At 36.3% G+C, this 21,989-nt stretch carries 24 protein-coding genes; all 24 read left to right on the plus strand.

From position 1 onward, the window contains the following. Positions 1-7 precede the first annotated feature (7 nt). Positions 8-835, plus strand: a complete 828-nt coding sequence (mutM, locus tag D1B17_RS04615) for a DNA-formamidopyrimidine glycosylase (protein ID WP_120142823.1) — start codon at positions 8-10, stop codon at positions 833-835. Continuing rightward, complete coding sequence (gene coaE, locus D1B17_RS04620) at positions 832-1,425, plus strand: dephospho-CoA kinase (protein ID WP_120142822.1); 594 nt, start codon at positions 832-834, stop codon at positions 1,423-1,425. The genes mutM and coaE overlap by 4 nt, the downstream gene beginning before the upstream one ends. 21 nt (positions 1,426-1,446) lie before the next feature. Further along, complete coding sequence (nrdR, locus tag D1B17_RS04625; RefSeq protein ID WP_120142821.1) at positions 1,447-1,920, plus strand: transcriptional regulator NrdR; 474 nt, start codon at positions 1,447-1,449, stop codon at positions 1,918-1,920. An 11-nt stretch (positions 1,921-1,931) separates the two neighbouring features. After that, complete coding sequence (locus D1B17_RS04630) at positions 1,932-3,305, plus strand: DnaD domain protein (RefSeq protein WP_166806618.1); 1,374 nt, start codon at positions 1,932-1,934, stop codon at positions 3,303-3,305. A gap of 2 nt (positions 3,306-3,307) precedes the next feature. Further along, complete coding sequence (gene dnaI / locus D1B17_RS04635) at positions 3,308-4,216, plus strand: primosomal protein DnaI (protein WP_120142819.1); 909 nt, start codon at positions 3,308-3,310, stop codon at positions 4,214-4,216. A 300-nt stretch (positions 4,217-4,516) separates the two neighbouring features. Further along, positions 4,517-6,481 (plus strand): threonine--tRNA ligase, encoded by a 1,965-nt coding sequence (gene thrS, locus D1B17_RS04640; RefSeq protein ID WP_120142818.1) that lies wholly within the window; start codon positions 4,517-4,519, stop codon positions 6,479-6,481. Positions 6,482-6,899: 418 nt separating this feature from the next. Continuing rightward, positions 6,900-7,223, plus strand: a complete 324-nt coding sequence (locus D1B17_RS04645; RefSeq protein ID WP_120142817.1) for a bacteriocin immunity family protein — start codon at positions 6,900-6,902, stop codon at positions 7,221-7,223. 353 nt (positions 7,224-7,576) lie between these two features. Continuing rightward, positions 7,577-8,110, plus strand: coding sequence for a translation initiation factor IF-3 (gene infC, locus D1B17_RS04650; RefSeq protein ID WP_120142816.1), 534 nt, complete (start codon positions 7,577-7,579; stop codon positions 8,108-8,110). Between the two features lie 14 nt (positions 8,111-8,124). Continuing rightward, a complete protein-coding gene (rpmI, locus tag D1B17_RS04655; protein WP_025084493.1) occupies positions 8,125-8,322 on the plus strand; it encodes a 50S ribosomal protein L35 in 198 nt (65 codons plus the stop codon). 35 nt (positions 8,323-8,357) lie between these two features. Continuing rightward, a complete protein-coding gene (rplT, locus tag D1B17_RS04660) occupies positions 8,358-8,714 on the plus strand; it encodes a 50S ribosomal protein L20 (RefSeq protein WP_057892750.1) in 357 nt (118 codons plus the stop codon). 72 nt (positions 8,715-8,786) lie between these two features. After that, the gene (locus D1B17_RS04665) at positions 8,787-9,314 is read left to right on the plus strand and encodes a YqeG family HAD IIIA-type phosphatase (RefSeq protein WP_120142815.1); all 528 of its coding nucleotides are present in this window, start codon (positions 8,787-8,789) and stop codon (positions 9,312-9,314) included. Then, entirely contained in the window at positions 9,301-10,425 is a 1,125-nt protein-coding gene (yqeH, locus tag D1B17_RS04670) for a ribosome biogenesis GTPase YqeH (protein WP_120142814.1), read from the plus strand. The genes D1B17_RS04665 and yqeH overlap by 14 nt, the downstream gene beginning before the upstream one ends. Positions 10,426-10,435: 10 nt before the next feature. After that, positions 10,436-10,750, plus strand: coding sequence for a YhbY family RNA-binding protein (locus D1B17_RS04675; RefSeq protein ID WP_120142813.1), 315 nt, complete (start codon positions 10,436-10,438; stop codon positions 10,748-10,750). Positions 10,751-11,242: 492 nt separating this feature from the next. Next, positions 11,243-11,881, plus strand: a complete 639-nt coding sequence (locus D1B17_RS04680; RefSeq protein WP_120144267.1) for a nicotinate-nucleotide adenylyltransferase — start codon at positions 11,243-11,245, stop codon at positions 11,879-11,881. After that, positions 11,874-12,479 (plus strand): bis(5'-nucleosyl)-tetraphosphatase (symmetrical) YqeK, encoded by a 606-nt coding sequence (gene yqeK, locus D1B17_RS04685; RefSeq protein WP_120142812.1) that lies wholly within the window; start codon positions 11,874-11,876, stop codon positions 12,477-12,479. Before D1B17_RS04680 ends, yqeK begins: the two co-directional genes overlap by 8 nt. 1 nt (position 12,480) lies before the next feature. Further along, positions 12,481-12,837 carry a ribosome silencing factor gene (gene rsfS / locus D1B17_RS04690; RefSeq protein ID WP_120142811.1) on the plus strand — a complete coding sequence of 119 codons (357 nt, stop codon included), beginning with the start codon at positions 12,481-12,483 and terminating at the stop codon, positions 12,835-12,837. Next, a complete protein-coding gene (locus D1B17_RS04695; RefSeq protein WP_120142810.1) occupies positions 12,837-13,565 on the plus strand; it encodes a class I SAM-dependent DNA methyltransferase in 729 nt (242 codons plus the stop codon). Before rsfS ends, D1B17_RS04695 begins: the two co-directional genes overlap by 1 nt. A gap of 11 nt (positions 13,566-13,576) precedes the next feature. Further along, positions 13,577-14,674 (plus strand): nucleotidyltransferase, encoded by a 1,098-nt coding sequence (locus D1B17_RS04700; RefSeq protein WP_120142809.1) that lies wholly within the window; start codon positions 13,577-13,579, stop codon positions 14,672-14,674. Continuing rightward, positions 14,674-15,228, plus strand: a complete 555-nt coding sequence (locus tag D1B17_RS04705) for a YceD family protein (RefSeq protein ID WP_120142808.1) — start codon at positions 14,674-14,676, stop codon at positions 15,226-15,228. The genes D1B17_RS04700 and D1B17_RS04705 overlap by 1 nt, the downstream gene beginning before the upstream one ends. 71 nt (positions 15,229-15,299) lie before the next feature. Next, positions 15,300-16,724, plus strand: a complete 1,425-nt coding sequence (gene gndA / locus D1B17_RS04710; protein WP_120142807.1) for an NADP-dependent phosphogluconate dehydrogenase — start codon at positions 15,300-15,302, stop codon at positions 16,722-16,724. 808 nt (positions 16,725-17,532) lie between these two features. After that, the gene (locus D1B17_RS04715; RefSeq protein WP_041499563.1) at positions 17,533-18,219 is read left to right on the plus strand and encodes a response regulator transcription factor; all 687 of its coding nucleotides are present in this window, start codon (positions 17,533-17,535) and stop codon (positions 18,217-18,219) included. Positions 18,220-18,269: 50 nt separating this feature from the next. Further along, the gene (locus D1B17_RS04720; protein WP_240704457.1) at positions 18,270-19,319 is read left to right on the plus strand and encodes a sensor histidine kinase; all 1,050 of its coding nucleotides are present in this window, start codon (positions 18,270-18,272) and stop codon (positions 19,317-19,319) included. A gap of 99 nt (positions 19,320-19,418) precedes the next feature. Then, complete coding sequence (locus tag D1B17_RS04725) at positions 19,419-20,387, plus strand: hypothetical protein (RefSeq protein WP_120142805.1); 969 nt, start codon at positions 19,419-19,421, stop codon at positions 20,385-20,387. Between the two features lie 582 nt (positions 20,388-20,969). Beyond that, positions 20,970-21,887, plus strand: a complete 918-nt coding sequence (locus D1B17_RS04730; RefSeq protein WP_120142804.1) for a peptidoglycan recognition protein family protein — start codon at positions 20,970-20,972, stop codon at positions 21,885-21,887. Positions 21,888-21,989: the final 102 nt, after the last annotated feature.

Consider the following 21,989-nt stretch of genomic DNA (forward strand, 5'->3'; position numbering starts at 1 on the left):
TGATAATATGCCAGAGATGCCAGAAGTAGAAACAGTTAGACGTGGTTTGAATGCTCAAGTCAAAGGACGTAAAATCACTGATGTTGAAATACGCTATCAAAATTTAATTACTGGGGATGTTGACCAGTTTAAAGAATTTGTTACCGGGGCAACTATTACTGATGTAGGTCGTCGGGCAAAGTTTTTGTTGATTCATTTGGATAATGGCTATACAATTATTAGTCATCTAAGAATGGAAGGCCGCTATCGAATTTCGGCAGATCCAAGTGCCATTGATAAACATTCCCACGCCATTTTTACATTAGATAATGGTCAAAAAATGATTTATAATGATGTTCGAAAATTTGGTCGTATGCAGTTGTGGAATACCGACGATTTAGCTAACAATAAATCAATTCACAAACTTGGTCCTGAGCCACTTTCGGTAGAATTTACTTTTGAGGACCTGAAACCAAGAATAATGCGTCATCGTAAAGACATTAAGACTGTTTTGTTGGATCAGTCAGTAATGAGCGGTCTAGGAAATATTTATGTTGATGAAGTTTTGTGGAAGGTTAAATTACATCCGGAAACACCGGCCAACCATTTAACTGATACAGATATCCAAAACATTATTGAAGCTTCTAATCAAGAGATGAAAAATGCGATTGCTTCAGGCGGTTCAACAATTAGATCCTATGTTGATGCAACAGGCCACACAGGAAATATGCAAAATAGTCTCCAAGTTTATGGTAAGGAGGGGACACCTTGTCCACGTTGTGGAACTGACATTGTTAAAATCAAAGTCGGTGGAAGAGGAACGCATTTTTGTCCTAAGTGTCAAGTTGTCAAATGAGTAAAATTTACGGATTAACTGGTGGAATTGCTGCTGGAAAGTCGACGGTATTAGCAATGTTTAGGGATCACGGATTCATAATATTTGATGCCGATTCATTTGCCCGGGAAGTAGTCGTTCCTAATTCGATAGGGTTAAAACAAATCGTTGCGCAATTTGGAGAGCAAATTTTGAATGAAGATGGAACCTTGAACCGAGCTGAGCTAGGCTCAATTGTTTTCAGTGATCGTAATGAATTAGAAAAATTGAACCGAATTACGCGACCATTAATTAAAGAGAAAATTTTAGAGACTATTACATTGATCAAAAGGTCTACTAGTAAAACAATTGCCATTTTTGAGATTCAACTGTTATTTGAAGGCGGTTATGAGGATTACTTTGACGGTGTTATTAGTATTTATGAACGTCCGGAGATTCAATTAGCTCGACTTATGAAACGTAATAATCTGTCTGAAAAAGTTGCTTTGGACCGAATCAACTCCCAGATGTCGATGGATGAGAAGAAACGTCGAGCCGATTTTGTAATTGATAATTCAGGAGATTTAACACAGCTTCAACAGGAATTTAAAAAACTAATATCACAACTTTGATTTGGAAAAGAGGTTGGAATTTTGATTTGTCCACATTGTCATCATGATTCATCAAAAGTAATTGACAGTCGTCCCAGCGATGAAGGACGCGCCATTAGAAGACGTCGTGAATGTGAGTACTGTGGTACTCGCTTTACAACGTTTGAAAGATTAGAAAAGTCGCCGCTCTTGGTTATCAAGAAAAATGGTAATCGTGAGGAATTCAGTCGTGAGAAATTACTTCGGGGAATTGTTCGTGCAGCCGAGAAACGTCCAGTTACCATGGATCAGATGAACGATATCGTCGATAAGGTTGAAAATGAAATCAGAGCTAACGGTGAAAGTGAAGTTGGCTCACAAATTATTGGTGAACATGTCATGAAAATTTTAGCCAAGGTTGATGATGTTACTTATATCCGCTTTGCTAGCGTTTATCGTGAATTTAAAGACATGAATAGTTTCATGCGTGAAGTTCAAGAGATGATGGCAAACGGTAATAAAATTGATAAGAAGTAAGAGGGATGCCAGTGTCTACAAGTAATTTTGGATCAGAAAAGTTTACACCACTAGTAGGCTATTGGTGTTTGCCAAATGGTCATTTGAATGATGATGATCGTCACGTTTTAACCGATTTATATTTGCCCATTTTGGGAACAGAGGCTTTTAGCCTCTATTTGTTGTTGTGGGAAAAATTACCTAATAAGGAACTAGTCACGCAACGTAAAAGTCACGCTGAATTGCTGAGTTTATTAGGAATTGATTTGAAACGGTTTTATGAAGCACGCATTAAAGCTGAAGCATTAGGGTTGATCCGTACCTTTGAAAAAAAAGATGATCTTGGTCCATATTATGTTTATCAACTGTTTGAACCTTTATCACCGGATGACTTTTTTAAGGATGACTTGCTAAGTATCTTCTTATACGAGCAAGTTAGTGATAGTAAATATCGTTTATTGGTTGATAAATATGCTCATTCAGACTTGATTTTGCAAGATTCTCAAGAAATTACGAAGGATTTCTTGGAAGTCTTCCAATTGAGTAATAATGATTTGATCAATACACCAACTGAAGTTAAAAACGCGAAAAATAACTTTGCCACAACGGCTGATGTTAAGAAACCTACGTTAAATGCTAAGAAGGTTAAACCATTAGACTGGGAATTGATTTCTGATCGAATTCAACAGTTGTATCGAATTAATCCAGATAATTTATTAGAGAATCAAGAGTTGATCCTTAATCTGCACGCTTTTTATGGATTAGATGAGATGGTTTTGATTGATTTAATTGGTAAAACTTGTGATATTGTCAACAATAAAATTGATCCTAAACGTTTGAAAAAGTCAGTGCAGGACCGTTTTGAAAAGAATGCTAATATCTCCGTTAAAAACCAAGCTCCAACAGTGGAGACAACTCCAGATACTTCTGCAACAAGCCTAAACCGCTCTGACCAATTGATTTTGCAACAAGCGAAGTCAATGACACCTGCAGATTTTTTGGCGGCTCAAAAACAAAAAAGTGGCGGTTTTGTGGGTACAGTAGAATCGCGTGCTTTACGTGATATGGCTATGAAGACTTATTTGTCAGCTGGAGTTTTGAATATTATGGTTTACTATATCTTGCAAAATTCGCCGACCTTAACTTCGCCATTAATGGAAACGATGGCCAATGATTGGCAGCAAAATAATGTTCAAACACCTGAACAAGCTCTCAAACGCATCAATGAATTTCAAAACAAGCCGCGCAATCCTAAGCGCCGCTATAACAACAATCGGAATCGTAAAGTGGAACAAGCTACTGACTGGAGTAAAGTTAAAGCCAAAGTTCCAAAGCAACAAAACCAACAAACTAGTCACAGTGAAATGCAAGATCGCTTGAAACGACTAAGAAATAAGGATAATTAAGCATGGAAAATTTAGGAAATAGACTGGCAGAATATTTAAATTCAAAGAATTTGACGGAGGATTATCGCCGTCTTCTTAATGGTGCTTTGAAAGACCCAGATGTTCAAAGCTTCTTGAAAGAAAATAGCGATTCAATCAATCCTAATGCGATTTCAACGAGTGCCGCCAGTATTTATGAGTTTTACAATAACAAAAATCATGCTAGTGAATTGTCCCGTGGTTATTATCCTAAGTTAATCGTAAATAATCACAATATCGAAGTAGCTTACTATCCTAATGAAAGAACCCAGAATCGGGAAAAACGTGATCAGTATGAATCTGGTTTCGTTTTGATGGATATGCCTTCTGACATTAGAAGTGCTAAGTTGGATGATTACAATGGTGATGGTCGACAAGACGCCTTGGGCAAATCGCTTGATTTTATCGATAACTATTTGAACCAAAAAGGCTTTGTACCGGGACTATATTTAGCCGGTGATTTTGGTGTTGGAAAAACTTATTTGCTGGGTGCAATTGCCAACGAACTATTCAAACATGACGTTCATACGACAATGATGCATTTTCCTACTTTTGCGGTAGAAATGAAAAACTCGATCGGTTCTAACAGTGTTTTGGCAAAAGTTAATAAAGTTAAAGGTGCAGAAATCTTAATGCTTGATGATATTGGGGCGGATTCGATGTCTAGTTGGATTCGTGATGAAGTTTTAGGAGTCATTTTGCAATATCGGATGCAAGAAAATTTGCCAACTTTCTTTTCATCTAATTTTTCAATGCAAGAATTGGAAAAACACCTGGCTATCAACCAGCGTGGTGAGGAAGAACCAGTTAAGGCAAAGCGAATTATGGAGCGTGTTAAGTACTTATCACGTGAGGTTATTGTTACCGGTCAAAACAGAAGATTTGAAAAATAACTTGCAATCAATGAAAATAAATGTTTCAATAAAGCCATGAAAGATAACACTTTGGTTCTATTCAGGGAGGGTACGATTACTGAAAGCTTACCCATTACTGGAGTTACCACTTTCACATAAAACTGTATAATGGTCGGTTACTTTATAACCAAATGAGAGAAAACTGTTATTTGTTGTACAGTTTTAAAGTGGGTGGAACCGCGTAGAAATACGTCCCTGAAGTATGCACATATTTAAATATATGTATATACTTCAGGGACGTATTTTTTTTGTTATCAAATTTTAGGAGGAAAATAGTCAATGTCAAAAATCAAGTTAACATTCCCAGATGATTCAGTTAAGGAGTTTGACGAAGGCACTACAACCTTAGACGTTGCTAAGTCAATTAGCACATCTCTAGGTAAAAAAGCTGTTGCTGGTAAATTAAACGACACTTTGGTTGATCTTGAACGTCCAATCAAACAAGATGCCAAAATTGAAATTATTACAGCTGAAGATTCAGAAGATGCACAAAAGGTGCTAAGAAACACTGCTGCTTTAGTATTTGCTGCTGCAGCTAAGAGTTTCAAAGAAGACCTTCACTTCGGTGAAAAACAAGCTAATGACGATGGTTTCTATGTTGATACTGATAGTAAATCAGGTCAAATCAGTGTTGATGAATTAAAAGAAATCACAGCTTTGATGAACAAGATTATCAAGAACAACGATAAGATTGAAAGATCAATGATGGACAAGAAGGACCTTGAAGCAATGTTTAAGGACGATCCTTACAAGTCATCATTAGTTGCTGCTATTGAATCAGTTCAAATTCCTGTTTACACACTAGATGGATTTGTTGACTTCGGTTATGATGCCGTACTTACAAACCTTAAAGCTTTGAAACACTTTGAATTACTTTCAGTTGCCGGTGCTTATTGGCAAGGTAAATCAAGTAACCCAATGCTACAAAGAATTTATGGTACAGCCTTCTACAAGGAAGATGGCCTAAAAGCTGACCTTAAACGTCGTGCAGAAATTAAGGAACGTGACCACAGAACAATCGGCCGTGACCTTGACTTATTCTTCGTTGATCCAGAAGTTGGTGCTGGACTTCCATACTGGATGCCAAATGGTGCTACAATCCGTCGTGTCATCGAAAGATATATCATCGATAAGGAAGTTGCTTGGGGTTACCAACACGTTTACACACCAATCCTTATGAACTTGAATGCTTATAAGACTTCAGGTCACTGGGATCACTACCGTGAAGACATGTTCCCACCAATGGACATGGGTGATGGCGAAATGCTTGAACTACGTCCTATGAACTGTCCTTCACATATCCAAATTTACAACCACCACAACCGTTCATACAGAGACTTGCCTCTACGTATCGCTGAACTTGGTATGATGCACAGATATGAAAAATCAGGTGCTTTGTCAGGACTACAACGTGTTCGTGAAATGACTCTAAATGATGGTCACACATTCGTTGCACTTGACCAAATTCAAGAAGAATTCAAGCGTACACTACAATTGATGGTTGAAGTTTATAAAGACTTTGATATCAACGATTACACATTCCGTCTAAGTTATCGTGACCCTGCTAATACAGAGAAGTACTTTGATGACGATGAAATGTGGAACAGATCACAATCAATGCTTAAAGGCGCTATGGATGACCTTGGTCTTAAGTACTATGAAGCTGAAGGTGAAGCTGCTTTCTATGGTCCAAAACTTGATGTTCAAACTAAGACAGCTCTTGGTAATGAAGAAACATTATCAACTATCCAATTAGACTTTATGCAACCAGAGAAGTTCCAATTAACATATGTTGGTGCTGATGGTAAGGATCATAGACCAGTTATGATTCACCGTGGTATCGTTTCAACTATGGAAAGATTTATTGCTTACCTAATTGAAATTTACAAGGGTGCATTCCCAACATGGTTGGCTCCTACACAAGTACGTATCATCCCTGTTAACCAAAAACTTCACACAGATTACGCTAACGAAATTCTTTCAGAATTACGTGCTAAGAATATCCGTGCTGAATTGGATGATCGTGATGAAAAGATGGGTTACAAGATCCGTGATTCACAAACAATGAAGATTCCATACACAGTTGTTGTTGGTGATGATGAAGCTAAAGACGCCACAGTTTCAGTAAGAAAATATGGTGAAGAAGATTCAGAATCAGAAAACGCTAAGATGTTTGTTGACAGTGTCGTTGCCGATATTGCTAACTACAGTCGTAAAGACGTTACTGATAAATCAGATAAATAATGATTATTAAATAGTAAAATCCGGAACAGTCAATTGATTGTTCTGGATTTTTTTTGTTTCAATATGCCGCCTACAAGAGTAAAAAATTGAGGTTGCTATGGGGACCGGTCGGAGCCAAGGTCTCCAACCTCGATTTTGAGCCTTGCAAAAACCGCAAGTCTCAAAAGTCGTCCCGTGGTGTAAGCACTAAAGTGCTAACACCACCTTCATAGCAACCTCAATTTTTACTCTTTCCGGCTAGGTTCTTTCTTCAAATGAATTTGATAAGTGTATTTCCAAATTAAAAAAAATGTCCGATTCTGGAGACGGCATATTTAAACACAAACTTAATATAAAGAACAAAAATATTATGTAACATCCAAATTTATGTCTATAATAGATATGGTTTGAAATTAAGCAAAGAAGGCATAAATAAATTATGGATGAAAAAAGTAATAATTTAATAAAAAGTTTGGGTGCCGCTTATAACAATCAAATGATTAAAAATAATGCAGAACTAAAAAAGGCTGTTGAAGAATGTGCCCGACCTTTGATGGGTAATAATGATGATAAAGTTTACTTTGAAGTCATTGCTAAGTTATCCCACTGTGTTGTTAATTATTATCAAGCAAGTAGGGAAGAGGTCCCTGAAGAAATCAAGGCTATTTATGAACAAATTCAAAAAGATGTTCCTGCTAAGAGTGTTGTGGGTAAGAGGTTACGTAGACAATTTAAAGATGATAAGTTAGCATCAATTTTGTGATAAGTTTCTACCTATATAAAGGAATCTCTTAAATGAAGATTCCTTTTTTTGTTTTAGCAATTGTTGATAGTCTGATTAAATAGAATGGGTTTTAAATATTTGTAAGTAGTTATAAATTATGCTAAATTGGATGTATTGAAATCTTCAACAAACTAACCGAAAAGTTTTTCTATTGTATTGACAGAATAGGACTTTGTTGGTATAGTTAATAACTGTTGAGATTAAGCAGAAGCGCCCGCTTCTCACCTATGCAATTGCCTCTAGGTTAATACGATTACGTAGATAATTATAGTGGGCATGCTTGTGCAGCCCGCTTTTTTTTGTGGGTTAAATTACTCCGGAGGTGACTACTCATAGCAAGAGATTTATTAATAAATGATCAAATACGTGCTAAAGAAGTACGACTAATTTCTGAAAATGGTGATCAAGTTGGTGTTAAGCCAAAAGCTGAAGCACAACGTTTAGCTGAAGCAGCTAATATGGACTTAGTTCTAATGTCACCAGGTGCTAAACCACCTGTTGCCAGAATTATGGACTATGGTAAGTATAAGTTTGATCTTCAAAAGAAAGATAGAGAAGCACGTAAAAAACAGAAAACTGTTAGTCTTAAGGAAGTACGATTGAGTCCAACTATTGAAGAAAACGACTTCAATACTAAGCTTAATAATGCTCGCAAGTTCTTGGCTAAAGGTGATAAGGTCAAAGTTTCTCTTCGCTTTAAGGGTAGAGCAATCACTCATAAAGAGATAGGTAAGGAAGTCCTAGACCGTGTTGCTGAAAAGACCAAGGATGTTGCTACGGTAACTACAAGGCCTAAAATGGACGGTCGTAGTATGTTCTTAATGCTTGATCCAATTAACGCAAAAGATAACAAAAAGAAGAAATAGTGGAGGGATTTTCAATGCCTAAACAAAAGACACACCGCGCATCAGCAAAGAGATTTAAGAAGACTGCTAATGGTGGTTGGAAGAGAATGCATGCTTACACAAGTCACCGTTTCCACGGTAAGACAAAGAAGCAACGTCGCCAATTGGCTAAGCCAGGTATGGTCAGCTCAAGTGATATGAAACGTATCAAACAAATGTTAGCTACATACTAATTAATTATTTTTTATAATCAAAAGGAGGAGTCATTATGCCACGTGTAAAAGGTGGAACAGTAACTCGCAAACGTCGTAAGAAAGTTTTAAAATTAGCTAAGGGATATCGTGGTTCAAAACATATCACTTTTAAAGCAGCACATACTCAAATCATGGTTTCATACCGTTACGCATTCCGTGATCGTCGCCAAGTTAAGCGCGATTTCCGTAAGATTTGGATTGCTAGAATTAATGCTGCTGCAAGAATGAACGAAATCAGTTACAGCAAGTTAATGCATGGTTTGAAATTAGCTAATGTTGACATCAACCGTAAGATGCTAGCTCAAATCGCTATTGAAGATCCAAAGGCATTCACAAGTTTAGTAGATACAGCTAAGAAAGCTTTAGCTTAATTTTTTAAAACGTAATTTGGATAACCCCAAATTACGTTTTTTTACTAATTCGCAAAGATGAGGATTAAATTAATGTTTAAACCGTATATTATGCTTGATAAGATCACTGATATCAATGTTGAAGATCTAAAAGAACTTGGTATCACAACTATCATGACAGATTTGGATAATACTCTTTTGCCATGGAATAGTAACGAATATGATTTATCACTCCGTAAATGGCTTAATCTAATGGCCCAAAATGATATAGAAGTTATGATCGTGTCTAACAACAGTTATGAGCGAGTGGAAAAAGCCGTCAGTGAGTTACCCGTCAGCATCGTAGCTCGGGCTGTAAAACCATTGCCATTCGTGATCATGAAGCACATTAAAAAAGAAAATATCGACCCTAAAAATGTTTTATTTGTCGGGGATCAAGTTATGACTGATGTTTTAGCTGGAAATATGGCTAAATTAAAAACAGTTTTGGTCAAGCCGCTTGTTGATACAGATGCAAAGAAAACCCGCGTTAATAGATTTTTTGAGCGTCCGATTCTAAAAATAGAACAAAAGCGTGATAAGAATTTATATTGGAAGGATTCATTAAATGACAGAAAATGATGAAAAGTTGTACTGCATGGGATGCGGTGCACAAATTCAAACTGAGGATAAAGATAAGCCAGGTTATGTTCAAGCTTCAACTTTAAAGAAGTATCTTGAAGATGATGGCGATGAGGAAAAAGAACTCTTTTGTAAGAGATGTTTCCGTCTTCGTAATTACAATGAAATCACTGATGTTGATGTGTCAGATGACGACTTTTTGAAGTTGTTAGATTCAATTGCTGATGAGGATGCATTGGTAGTGAACGTTGTCGATATCTTTGACTATGAAGGTAGTGTTATCCCTGGTTTGCAACGCTTTGTTGGTGACAAAAAGATTCTAGTTGTCGGTAATAAAGTTGATTTATTGCCTAATTCAGTTAATAACAACCGCTTATTGAACTGGTTGCAACAAAAGAGTAAGGAAAATGGTATCAAGTCAGTTGACCAGATTATGGTTTCTGCAGTTAAGGGAACTAATGTCGATAAATTGATGGACATGATCGAAAAATATCGTGATGGTAAAGATGTTTATGTTGTCGGAACTACTAATACTGGTAAATCAACTTTGATCAACCGTATTATCAGTGCTAGAACTGATGTGAAAGATTTAATCACGACTTCAAGATTCCCCGGAACGACACTAGATCAAATTGATATTCCTTTGGATGATGGTCACAACTTGATTGATACACCCGGAATCATTCACCGTTACCAACTAGCACATTTTCTAAATGCTAATGATTTGAAGACTGTGACACCAAAGAAACCTTTGCGTCCAGCAACCTTCCAATTACGCGATAATCAAACTATTTTTGTGGCAGGACTAGCTCGGTTTGATTTTCTAAATGAACGTACGAACGCAACCTTCTACGTTACCCAAGGATTGCCACTTCATAGAACCAAGACCGCTAACGCCGATGAATTTTATAAAAAACATTTAGGCGATATTTTAACACCACCAACCGATATCAAAGAATTTCCTGAGTTTAAGAGCCAAATTTTCTCAGCCCATGAAAAGTCAGATATCGTTATTTACGGTTTAGGTTGGTTAACAATTCCCGCCGGAACAAAAGTGAAAGCTTATGTTCCAGATGGAGTTCGTGTTTCAATTAGAAACGCAATTATTTAAGGAGAATTACATGATTATTAAAGGAAAAAAGAACCGTTACTTGAGAAGTCAAGCAGCCACAATGAAACCGGCACTCCAAGTTGGACGTGAAGGAATCACTGAAAATCTTTTGAATCAATTTGAAGTTTTGATTGAAAAGAATGAACTTATTAAGATTTCACTTTTACAAAATACTAGAGTGGAACCTCAAGATATGATTGATGCATTAACTGAGTTTGATGCAAACATCGTTCCAATCCAAACAATCGGTTCAAAGATGATTTTTTATAAGAAAGCTTCAAAAATTAAAAATCGTAAGTATTCGGTTGAACTAGAGAAGATGTAATTGGGCCGCCTGCGGGCAAGACAAAAACTTAGTCTGCTGTGGGACCGCCTTGAGCCAAGGTCTCAAGGCTCGATTTTGAGCTTTGCAGAGTTCGCAAATCTCAAAATACGTCCATTCTGTAAGGACTAAAGTCCTAACAGAATTTTCACTGCTGACTAAGTTTCTGTCTTGCCCTCCGGCTAGGGTATTTGTTAATTTGAATGTGTTAACTTTATTCAAATTGATTCAAAATAACCTTAATTTGACGGATAGTTGAAAAAACAATGTGATAACTTAGTCGGAGGGAACGATAGTGGTTGAAGTCTGCCGTGAAGGTGGTGTTAGAACGGTGATTTTCCGTTCTTACAGCACGGACGTCTTTTGAAACTCGCGGTTTGTGCGAGGTTCAAAAGCGAGGTGAGAGACCTTGGCTCGAACCGGTCCCACGGCAGACTTCAACCACTATCGTTCCCGGAGACGGCATTCTTAAACTAAATTTAAGTGATGAAAATTATGAATACTCAAAAACAATTATTAACTAAAGCAAAATTAGAATTTCATAGTAACTTGCCTAAACGTCATGTTGGTATTTTGGGTGGAACTTTTAATCCGATTCATCTGGGTCACTTGGTGATTGCGGATCAAGTTTATGAGCAACTTTGTTTGGATAAGGTACTCTTTTTGCCTGATAAAATTCCACCTCATCGTGGGGTGAAAAAGGCGATACCAACGATTGATACTAATGATCGTATCGAAATGATTAAGTTAGCCATTCGTGATAATATGCATTTTGATTTGGATCTAACTGATATTCGTCGTGGCGGGGTTAGTTATACTTATGACACGATTAAAATGTTGAAAGATTTGAATCCTAATACGGAGTATTACTTTATTATTGGTGGCGACATGGTGGAAAATTTGCCTAAGTGGTCACATATTGATGAATTAGTACAAATGGTTCATTTTGTTGGAGTTTGTCGAAAAGGTTTTGAGAAAAAGTCAAACTATCCTATACTTTGGGTAAATACTCCTGAGCTTGAGATTAGTTCGAGTATGATTCGCGAACGCATTCAAAAGGGACAGTCGGTCAAGTACCTTGTTCCTGATGATGTGGCGTGGTATATAAAGGATAGGGGACTTTATAATGGCTGATGATTTTGATTATGATGACATTAAGCAAGGTTTAAAACGAGAAGATATTTTAAATCAAATGCAAGATACATTAAGCGATTTTCGCTATGGACACTGTTTAAGAGTTGAAAAAGTTGCTCGTGGTTTAGCGGCTGAATATGGTGGAGATGTAAATCGAGCGGGTTTGGCAGGTCTGTTACATGATTATGCTAAAGAACGTGATGATCAAGAATTCATCGATACAATTAAAAAACATGATTTAGATCCTGATTTGTTGAACTATAATAATGCAATTTGGCATGGAATTGTCGGTGCAGAGATTATCAAAGATGAATTAGGTATTTATGACGAGGATGTTTTAAATGCTATTAGACGGCATACAGTAGGTTCTACTAATATGACACAAGTTGATAAATGTGTTTTTGTTGGTGATTTTATTGAACCCGAACGTGATTTTCCAGGTATTGATGAAGCTAGAGCTTACGCCGAAAAATCACTTGATGCGGCAGTTGCCTTTGAATTGAAACATTCTGTACAACACTTAGTAGATAAAAATAGAACAATCTATCCCGCAACTTTTGTAAGTTACAATTATTGGATAGCAAAAGGAGAATTATAATTTGGACTCAAAAAAAATAATGGAAATTGCTGTGAAAGCAGCCGATGAAAAACATGCAAATGATATCAAAGTTTTAAATATCAGTGAAGTAAGTATCATGGCTGATTACTTTGTTATTATGGATGCTTCATCACAACGTCAAGTAGATGCCATCGTTCAATCAGTTTTGGACAATGCTGGTAAAAATGATATTGAAATTGGTCACGTTGAAGGTAACCGTAACTCTGAATGGGTTTTAATTGATCTTCACGACGTTATTATCCATGTCTTTACGTCAGAACAACGTGATTTCTACAATCTTGAAAAACTCTGGTCAAACGCTCCAGAAGTTGATATTTCAAATTTGGTAACTGAATAATGATTTATAATTCATTTGCGCGTGTTTACAGTGAATTGATGGATGACTCACTTTATGCAAAATGGGCACAATATGTTGAAAATCAAGTTTCAGAAGGCAAAAGTCTGTTAGATGTAGCTTGTGGAACCGGTGATTTAACGATTTTACTGGCTGATAAATTTCAAGTTACCGGGACAGATTTGTCTGAAGAAATGCTAAAAATTGCAGCTGAGAAGGCTAAAAAAGCTAATAAGTCTATTCCATTTGAGCAAAGTAACATGATGGATCTGTATGATTTTGATAAGTTCGACGTCATTACTTGTTTCGATGATTCCATTTGTTATTTGCAAGATGAAGATGAATTGGCCGTGGCTTTTAATCAAGCTTTTGAACACTTAAATGAAGGTGGAAAATACTTGTTTGATGCGCATTCTTTGTATCAAATGGATGAAGTTTTCCCAGGTTATATGTTCAATCATCGGACTGAAGATTCCGCTTTTATGTGGAATAGTTTTGAAGGTGAATATCCACATAGTATCGAGCATGAATTAACGTTCTTTAATTGGAATGACAAAATCAAAGGTTACTCAGTCAATACTGAGTTGCATAAAGAGCGTACTTATCCGATTGAAACTTTTGTGATGATTTTGAAAGATATTGGTTTCAAAAATGTACAAGTTAGTGCTGATTTTGGAGAGTCAGATGTTCAAGACGATTCAACTCGTTGGTTCTTTGCTGCAGAAAAATAGAGGACTGGAAAATGAAAGTTTATGGTTTAATTGCCGAATTTAATCCGTTTCACAATGGTCATAAATTGTTCGTTGATTCAATCAAACAAAAATATCACCCTGATGTATTGATTGCCGTTATGTCTGGCAATTTTGTCCAGCGGGGTGATTTTGCGATTTTAGATAAATGGGATCGTGCTAAACTAGCTGTGGAATTGGGTGTCGATTTGGTGATTGAATTGCCAGTGGCGTATGCGGTTGAACCGGCCGAGTTATTTGCTAAAGGTGCAATTAAGTTGTTAGAGACTGCAAACATTGATACATTGGTCTTTGGGACTGAGCAACAGGTGGATTTTGATACCATTGTTAAAAAAATATCACAAGTAGACGGTACCTTTAATCAGGATTATCAACAAAGTTCAGCCTTGAATTTGACTAATTATTATCAGTCGATGGGGATTGATGTTTCTAAGTTGCCTAATCAATTATTAGGATTAAACTATGTACAGCAAATTCAAAAACAAGCTTTAAAAATTAATGTTCAAACGATTCAACGCCTGCCAAGTGATTTTAGTGCAACTAAAGTTCGTCATCGTTTAGCCAACAATCAGTCTGTTACTGATTTGGTACCAGAGTTAACGCAAAAATTATTAGTCAGTCGTCCCACTGTAACTTGGAATAACTATTTTCCATTTTTTAAATATCGTATAACAAGTTCATCGGTAGAGGAGTTACATCAAATCTATCAAATGGTTGAAGGACTTGAATATAAATTGAAGAAAGAAATTGTTACGAGTGATAATTTTGAGCAGTTTCTTGAACAAGTTAAGTCAAAACGCTATACTATGGCTCGGCTAAGACGTTTAATGATCTATGTTTTGTTAAATGTTAAAGCCGATGAAATTAATAATGTGTACAAAAATACTTATTTGAGAATATTAGGTTTTAACAAAACTGGTCAAAAGTATTTAAATGCTTTGAAGAAATCAGATGTTAATTTAATTACTCGAGTAGGAAAAAAAGAAAATAACATTCTTGATTTAGAAATTAGAGCTGATCGTATACGCCAGCTTGTGACTAATCAAGAAGAAAATTTTGGAAGAATGCCTTATATGAAAGGGGTAAATTAATGCTAAATTGGGATGTTCAAGATGTTCGCCGCTACAAAGACAAACCTTTTGAATTTGAAGAAAAACTCGATTTAACTGCTGAATTAAAGCAACGTTCAAGTGATGTCTTGGACGCAACAGTCGTTGAAGTTAAAGGGCAATTGTTTAACGACAATGGTCTGGTGATTTCTGATGTGAAGGTTAAGACAACTTTGAAGGTGCCTTCAACCAGAAGTCTATTACCAGTTGAATTACCATTAGATATTAGAATCAATGAAGCCTATAACATTGATAATGTCGATACTGAAGAATTGGAAGATTATAATATTGTTTTACCAATCGATGAAGAGGACCCAACAATCAATGTCTATGAGTCAATTATTGATAATATTTTGTTGAGTATTCCGCAAAAGGTTTTAACTAAGAAGGAAGCTGAAGAAAATATTATGCCTTCTGGTAAGAACTGGGAAGTTATCTCAGAAGATGATTTCAAGAAGCAAAAAGAGGAAGAGCATGTTAATCCTGAATTTGCTAAATTAAAAGATTTATTTAAAAATAATAACGATGAGGAGTAGTTTTTATATACTCCTTTTTTATTTTTTTGTTAAGATGAATATGTGAACAAAAATCGGAGGTAATTATTATAATGGCGAAACCACAAATTGGTGTTATCGGTATGGCTGTCATGGGTAAGAATCTTGCCCTAAATATTGAAAGTCGCGGATATGAAGTTGCTATCTATAACCGTACAGGTTCAAAGACTAAGGCGGTTGTTGAAGAGCATCCAGAAAAGAAATTAGTACCAAGTTATACAATTGAGGATTTTGTAGACTCACTAGAAAAACCACGTCGTATCATGATGATGGTTAAGGCTGGTGCTGGTACTGATGCTGTTATCAAACAATTACTACCTTTACTAGATAAAGGTGATGTTTTGATTGATGGTGGTAACACATTCTTCGAAGATACTATGGAACGTAATGCACGCTTAGATAAATCAGGTATTAACTTTATTGGTATGGGTGTTTCTGGTGGTGAACTAGGTGCCCTAAAAGGACCTTCATTGATGCCCGGTGGTCAAAAAGAAGCTTATGATTTAGTTGCTCCTATTTTGGAACAAATTTCAGCTAAAGCTGACGAAGACGGTGCTCCATGTGTTACATATATCGGACCTAACGGTGCTGGTCACTATGTAAAGATGGTCCACAATGGTATCGAATACGGCGATATGGAATTAATTTCAGAAAGTTACAACTTGTTGAAGCACTTGTTTAACAATGATGTTAACAAGATTGCTGATGTCTTCAATGACTGGAACAAGGGTGAACTTTCAAGTTACTTGATTGATATCACTGCTCAAATCTTAACAAGAAAAGACGACGAAGGCTCAGATGACTACATCGTCAACAAGATTATGGATAAAGCTGGTAACAAGGGTACTGGTAAGTGGAGTTCACAAAGTGCTCTAGAACTTGGTGTTCCACAATCATTGATTACTGAATCTGTTTACTCACGTTACGTTTCAGCTTATAAAGACGAACGTGTTAAGGCAAGCAAGGTTCTTCCAGCACCTACTAACACTCCTGAAATCAAGAATGTTGATGAATTAGTTGCTAAGATTCGTAAGGCTTTGTACTTCAGTAAGATCATCAGTTATGCTCAAGGATTTGCACAAATGAAAGCTGCTTCAGATAACTACGATTGGGACCTTAACTATGGTAAAATCGCTCAAATCTGGCGTGCTGGTTGTATCATTCGTGCTCAATTCTTGCAAAAGATTACTGATGCTTACGACGAAGATCCAAAACTAGACAACTTACTATTAAACGATTACTTTAAGGGTATCGTTGAAGAATATCAATCAGATGTTCGTGACGTTGTTAGTTACGCCGTTCAAGCAGGAATCCCAGTTTCAGGTTTCATGGCTGCTATTTCATACTATGATCAATATCGTTCAGAAGTATTGCCTGCTAACTTGATTCAAGCTCAAAGAGATTACTTTGGTGCTCATACTTATGAGAGAAATGATAAACCAGGTATTTTCCACTATACTTGGTATGAAGAACAATAATTTTATTTTGAGATTAAATAGTTAATGACGAGAACCTCCATTTCGAAATGTTGAAGTGGAGGTTTTTGTTTGGGTGCCGCCTCCAGGAACAAGAAATTTAGGTCGCTATGGGGACCGACTGGAGCCAAGGTCTCCAGTCTCGATTTTGAACCTCGCAAGGTACGCGAGTTTCAAAAGTCGTCCCGTGGTGTAATGGCTAAAGCCATTACACCACCTGCACAGTGACCTAAATTTCTTGTTCCTTCCGGCTAAGTTGTTCGTTGATTTTTATAAGAATAATTTTGAATATTTGATATGACTAATGTTTTTTTATAAAAACTAAGGCTAAATCTTAGTTTGGGATTTTCAATCTTTAGAAGTAGATAAAAAATGTTAATGTGTTTTATTAATATATTTCGATACAAAATTATTAGTTTTAAAGGATTTAGTTAAAATAGATTAGTCGGAAGAATCGGGAAATAGTTACTGGCTGTGAAAGTGGCGTTACGGCTTTAGCCGTTACACCACCGGGCGTGTTTGGAGACTCGCGAACTTTGCGAGGCTTCAAACCGAGGTATGAGACCTTGGCTCATACCGGTCCGCATAGCCAGTAACTATTTCCCGATTCTGGAGACGGCAACAACCAACAATTTTAATCTTTAAACACAATATTTTTACTGTTTTAAAAAAATAAAAATTAAAGCTTGTCTTCTTTTAATTTTTGCTATATGTTAAAATCATTAATGCATTGCCAACAACGTGACATATTCAAAATAATGATTAAGCTATAATTAAAGATAATTTAATATTTTATATATAGGAGATACGTATGGCTAAAATACTTGTTATTGAAGACGAAGAGAACATGGCAAAATTCGTTCAACTTGAACTTCAACATGAGAATTATGAAGTAACTGTTGAACGTGACGGTAGAACCGGTCTTGAAGCTGCGTTATCTGAAGATTGGGACTTGATCCTACTTGATTTAATGCTTCCTGAATTGAACGGTATCGAAGTTTGTCGTCGAATTCGTCAAGAAAAAAATACTCCAATTATTATGATGACTGCGCGTGATTCAATCATCGATCGTGTATCTGGTTTGGACCATGGTGCTGATGATTATATCGTTAAGCCATTTGCAATTGAAGAATTACTAGCTCGCATTCGGGCATTATTAAGACGCATTGATTTAGATATTGATGTAACAAGAAACAATGATCAAGTTCTTAAATATAAGAATCTTGTGATTGATAAAACTACGCAAACATTGAAACGTAACGGTGAAGTGATTGACCTAACTCGTCGTGAATATGATTTGTTGAGTGCTTTAATGGAAAATGTGGGAACAGTTTTAAGTCGTGATGACTTATTGGAACGTGTTTGGGGAACTGGTTCTTCAACTGAAACTAATGTTGTTGATGTTTATATCAAGTATTTACGAAATAAGATTGACCGCGCTGGTGCTCCAAGTTATATCTCAACTGTTCGTGGTAAAGGATACGTGATGCGTCGATGAGAATCTCGATAAGATTTAAATGGACGGCATTGATTTCAATCGTTATTTTGATGGCATACATTTTTGTCGGTGTCTTAGCAATGAGAACGGTACAAAGTGTTGCTTCAGTCAATGAAATCCATTCATTTACAACAAAATTGATTATTGGCGGAATTGTAGTCTTTATTTTAGGAGTCGTGTTAACCTTTTATGCGGTCACATTAGTCTTGAATGATTTGAGAAAAGTCAACAAGACAATTGATGATTTGAATAAAAAACCAGATTCAGACTCACGTATTAAATTACGTAAAAGAAATGATGAAATTTATGATTTGACAGTTAATATCAATAAGATGTTAGACCGAATGCAAGCATATACTAATCAGCAAAAGGAATTCGTGGAAGATGTTTCACATGAACTTCGGACGCCGGTGGCTGTGCTTGAGGGTCATTTGAGTATGTTACAACGTTGGGGCAAAGATGATCCAGAAGTATTAAATGATTCAATCAACTCATCCTTGCAAGAGTTGAAGCGAATGCAATCCTTGATTCAAGAGATGCTAGATCTTACACGTGTTGAACAGATCGACAGTGCATATTTGGAACAGACAACAGAAGTTAAGCCCATGTTTACGCAAGTATACAATGACTTTAAAATGTTGCATCCAGATTTTGTGATCAATTTTGATGACGATATCCGAGAGGGTAGTGAAGTTAAGATCTATCGTAATCATTTGGAGCAAGTATTGGTGATTTTGCTGGATAATGCTTTTAAGTATTCAGCGGATCGCAAAGAAATTAATTTAGCAGCATCAACTAATTCAGCTTTATTAGAAGTGGTTGTTCAAGATTATGGCCTAGGAATCGCCAAAAACGACCTTAAACGCATTTTTAATCGATTCTACAGAGTTGACAAAGCACGTTCAAGAAAGCGTGGAGGTAACGGTTTAGGGCTTTCTATTGCTAAACGTTTGATTGAGATCTATCACGGTAGCTTGGAAGTTGAAAGTGTCGTTGGATCAGGAACGGTTTTCAAAATTGAATTACCATTAATTCAAAAAGTTCCAAAAGATACTGAAAAAGATTCTACAAGTGATAAAGAGACCACAACAAAAAAGTAATTCTCTAATCGGGAGTTACTTTTTTTGTCGTTTGGGGACAATTTTGGTTCTACAAACAAAAAGGTATAATATAAAAGACAAGTTATTGGGGGGAAGATCATGAAAAGAACAGGACTAGCTGTCATTTTTTTAAGTTTGCTGCTACTAATCGTTGGTTGTGGCAAGGTCACGACTAGTCAGAAAAGTGATCAGAAGCATAAGGTGATTGAAAAAACGATTGATTATGCGAAGTTGAGCGATTCTGAACAATCAGAAATGACGTTTATTTTTACTAAGAATAGTGACTCTTCAGCAGTAGACTTAAAAGTAATCAACCGAACAAGTAAAAATGTAACCTTCAATGGTAATAAATTTTTGCTAATTTATCCCAAAAAATCACAAATTGATTCGACCGATGGGCGAACAATTAAAATTGGGTCAAATAGTACTAAGACATTTACGAATTTGTTTGAAGATTTAAATAGTGCTGATTTTTCAACAATTGGATTGTATTGTTATAAAAATAATCATAATAAATTAGCTTATAGTGAGGCCAACAGTAGTTCGTCTAAGTCAACTAATTTAAAAGATGAGAGCTTACAAAAAGCTTATAAAAAGGCTGCGGCAAAAGAAAAAGTTCCTGACAGTAAACGCTCAAACGGTCGAAATGATACTGAACGCCAAAATTCAGTACCCAATGGTCAAATTACTAGTGGACAACAAGCGGTAGCATTGATTCAAAGTTTGAATGGCCCGGCTCCACAAGGTACATCCTATACATTTATGACTGATGGATCTTCTGGTACCAACGGCGCGGTTAAGACAAACGATGGTCAGATGGTCTTTTGGGTCAGATTGTTTGAAAGTGGCAATGGGGTTGCGATAACAGTCGATGATTGGACCGTTTTCCCTAACCGAACAGTAATTCATCAAGCACCACCAGAAGTTGGCGAACCAAGTAACAATCGCAGTAATGATAGCAATTTGAATGATTCAGATAATGACTCGGATGATAGTTCATTAAATGATGATGCAGGTAGTGATACTACTGATACCAATGATAATTACGACACTGATAATTTGAATTAAAACAATCACTCGTTTCTTGGCTTTTATCTAAGAACTATTAGATAGTGATATGCCGTCTCCAGATTCAGACAGTGGTCACTGACGGTGCGGAACGGTCCGAGCCACGGTCTCGGACCTCGGTTTAAGCCTTGCAAGTTCGGCAAGTCTTAAACGCGCCCGGTGCTGTAAGAACGACAAAAGCGGTCGTCCTAACACCACTTTCACTGTCATTGACCACTGTCCGAATCTTCCGACTAGTTCTTTATTAACTCAAGAATAGCTTGATATTTCAAATATTTTTCATGGCTTTTATTTACCGTCTTGATAGGATTTGGGGACAATCATGCTATTAAAATATTTATCTGTATCAGAATAAATTCTTATCAGACTAATTTGAAAACAGACCCTAGTTTGTTTGTTATTTTTAGACATAATGATATTGAACTAGGAATATAAAAAATGATTCAAAATCACATTAAAAAAAATAACTCGCACTGTGAGTGTTGTTATGTGTTAAGTTATCGTTACAGACTTTGAATTGAATTGAAAACTCCCGAATTCCCGAGTAAGTTAGGTTATAGAAGTATTAGGGGGAAAATAAAAATGAAACAGAAACGAGTTTATTTTTATATTTTTTTAGCTAGTTTCATTGGCTTCTTCATTGCTCTAAGTAATGTCGAAGTTGTTCAGGCTGGAACGGTTAATGATTATATTATTAGTAATCGTATTCAACCGGTTAAAATCCAGAATAAAGAGGGTACGTTTAGTCATTGGACACCTTATGAACATGGGGTAGGCAAGCCAGAAGGTGTTGTTATTCATGAAACGGCTGACGACCATGCCACAGCTAATGCAGCCAACGAAGCGGCTTATTTTAACAACAATTGGCCTAAAATCAGTGCCTATGTACATGCTTTTGTTGATAATAATGAAATTATTAACATTCATAATACTGATTATGGTGTATGGGGTGCTGGTGCCACAGCCAATGCAAAGTATATTCAAGTGGAGTTATGCCATACTCACGATTACGATTCATTTGCCAGATCAATTGCAAATGACGCCTATTATGTAGCTTCGAAATTGATTCAATATAATTTGCCTGATAAGCCAGAAGTAACGATTGTTTCACACGACCAAGTCAGCAAAATGTATCATGAAACTGATCACACTGATCCAGTAGGTTACTTTAACAATTGGGGTTATAGTATGTATCAACTTTACGATATGATTGGCTATTACTATAATAACTTGAAGACAACTGGTGATGTTTATGGTGCAAATGGGACCAAACCTACTAATCCAGTAACTAATAGTGCCAATACTATCAAAGTTAACAATACAGCAGGTAACTTTGTTCCGATTGTTGCATTTAATAACGATGGAACTACAAAAAGAGTCATGAATCGCGCTTTAGCTAATAATTCAGCTTGGTACACTGACCAAGTTAAAACATCTGAAGGCGTCGTCTATCATCGGGTTGCAACTAATGAATGGGTAGCAGCCACTTATGTTATTTAGATTTTAGGATGGACTTTCAAATTAAAACAGAACTAAATAAGACTAGATATTTTTCTGATGTATATAAAAAAATACCTAGTCTTTTTGATTATATTCAATTTC

The sequence above is a fragment of the Companilactobacillus zhachilii genome (assembly GCF_003606365.2).
Classification (GTDB): domain Bacteria; phylum Bacillota; class Bacilli; order Lactobacillales; family Lactobacillaceae; genus Companilactobacillus; species Companilactobacillus zhachilii.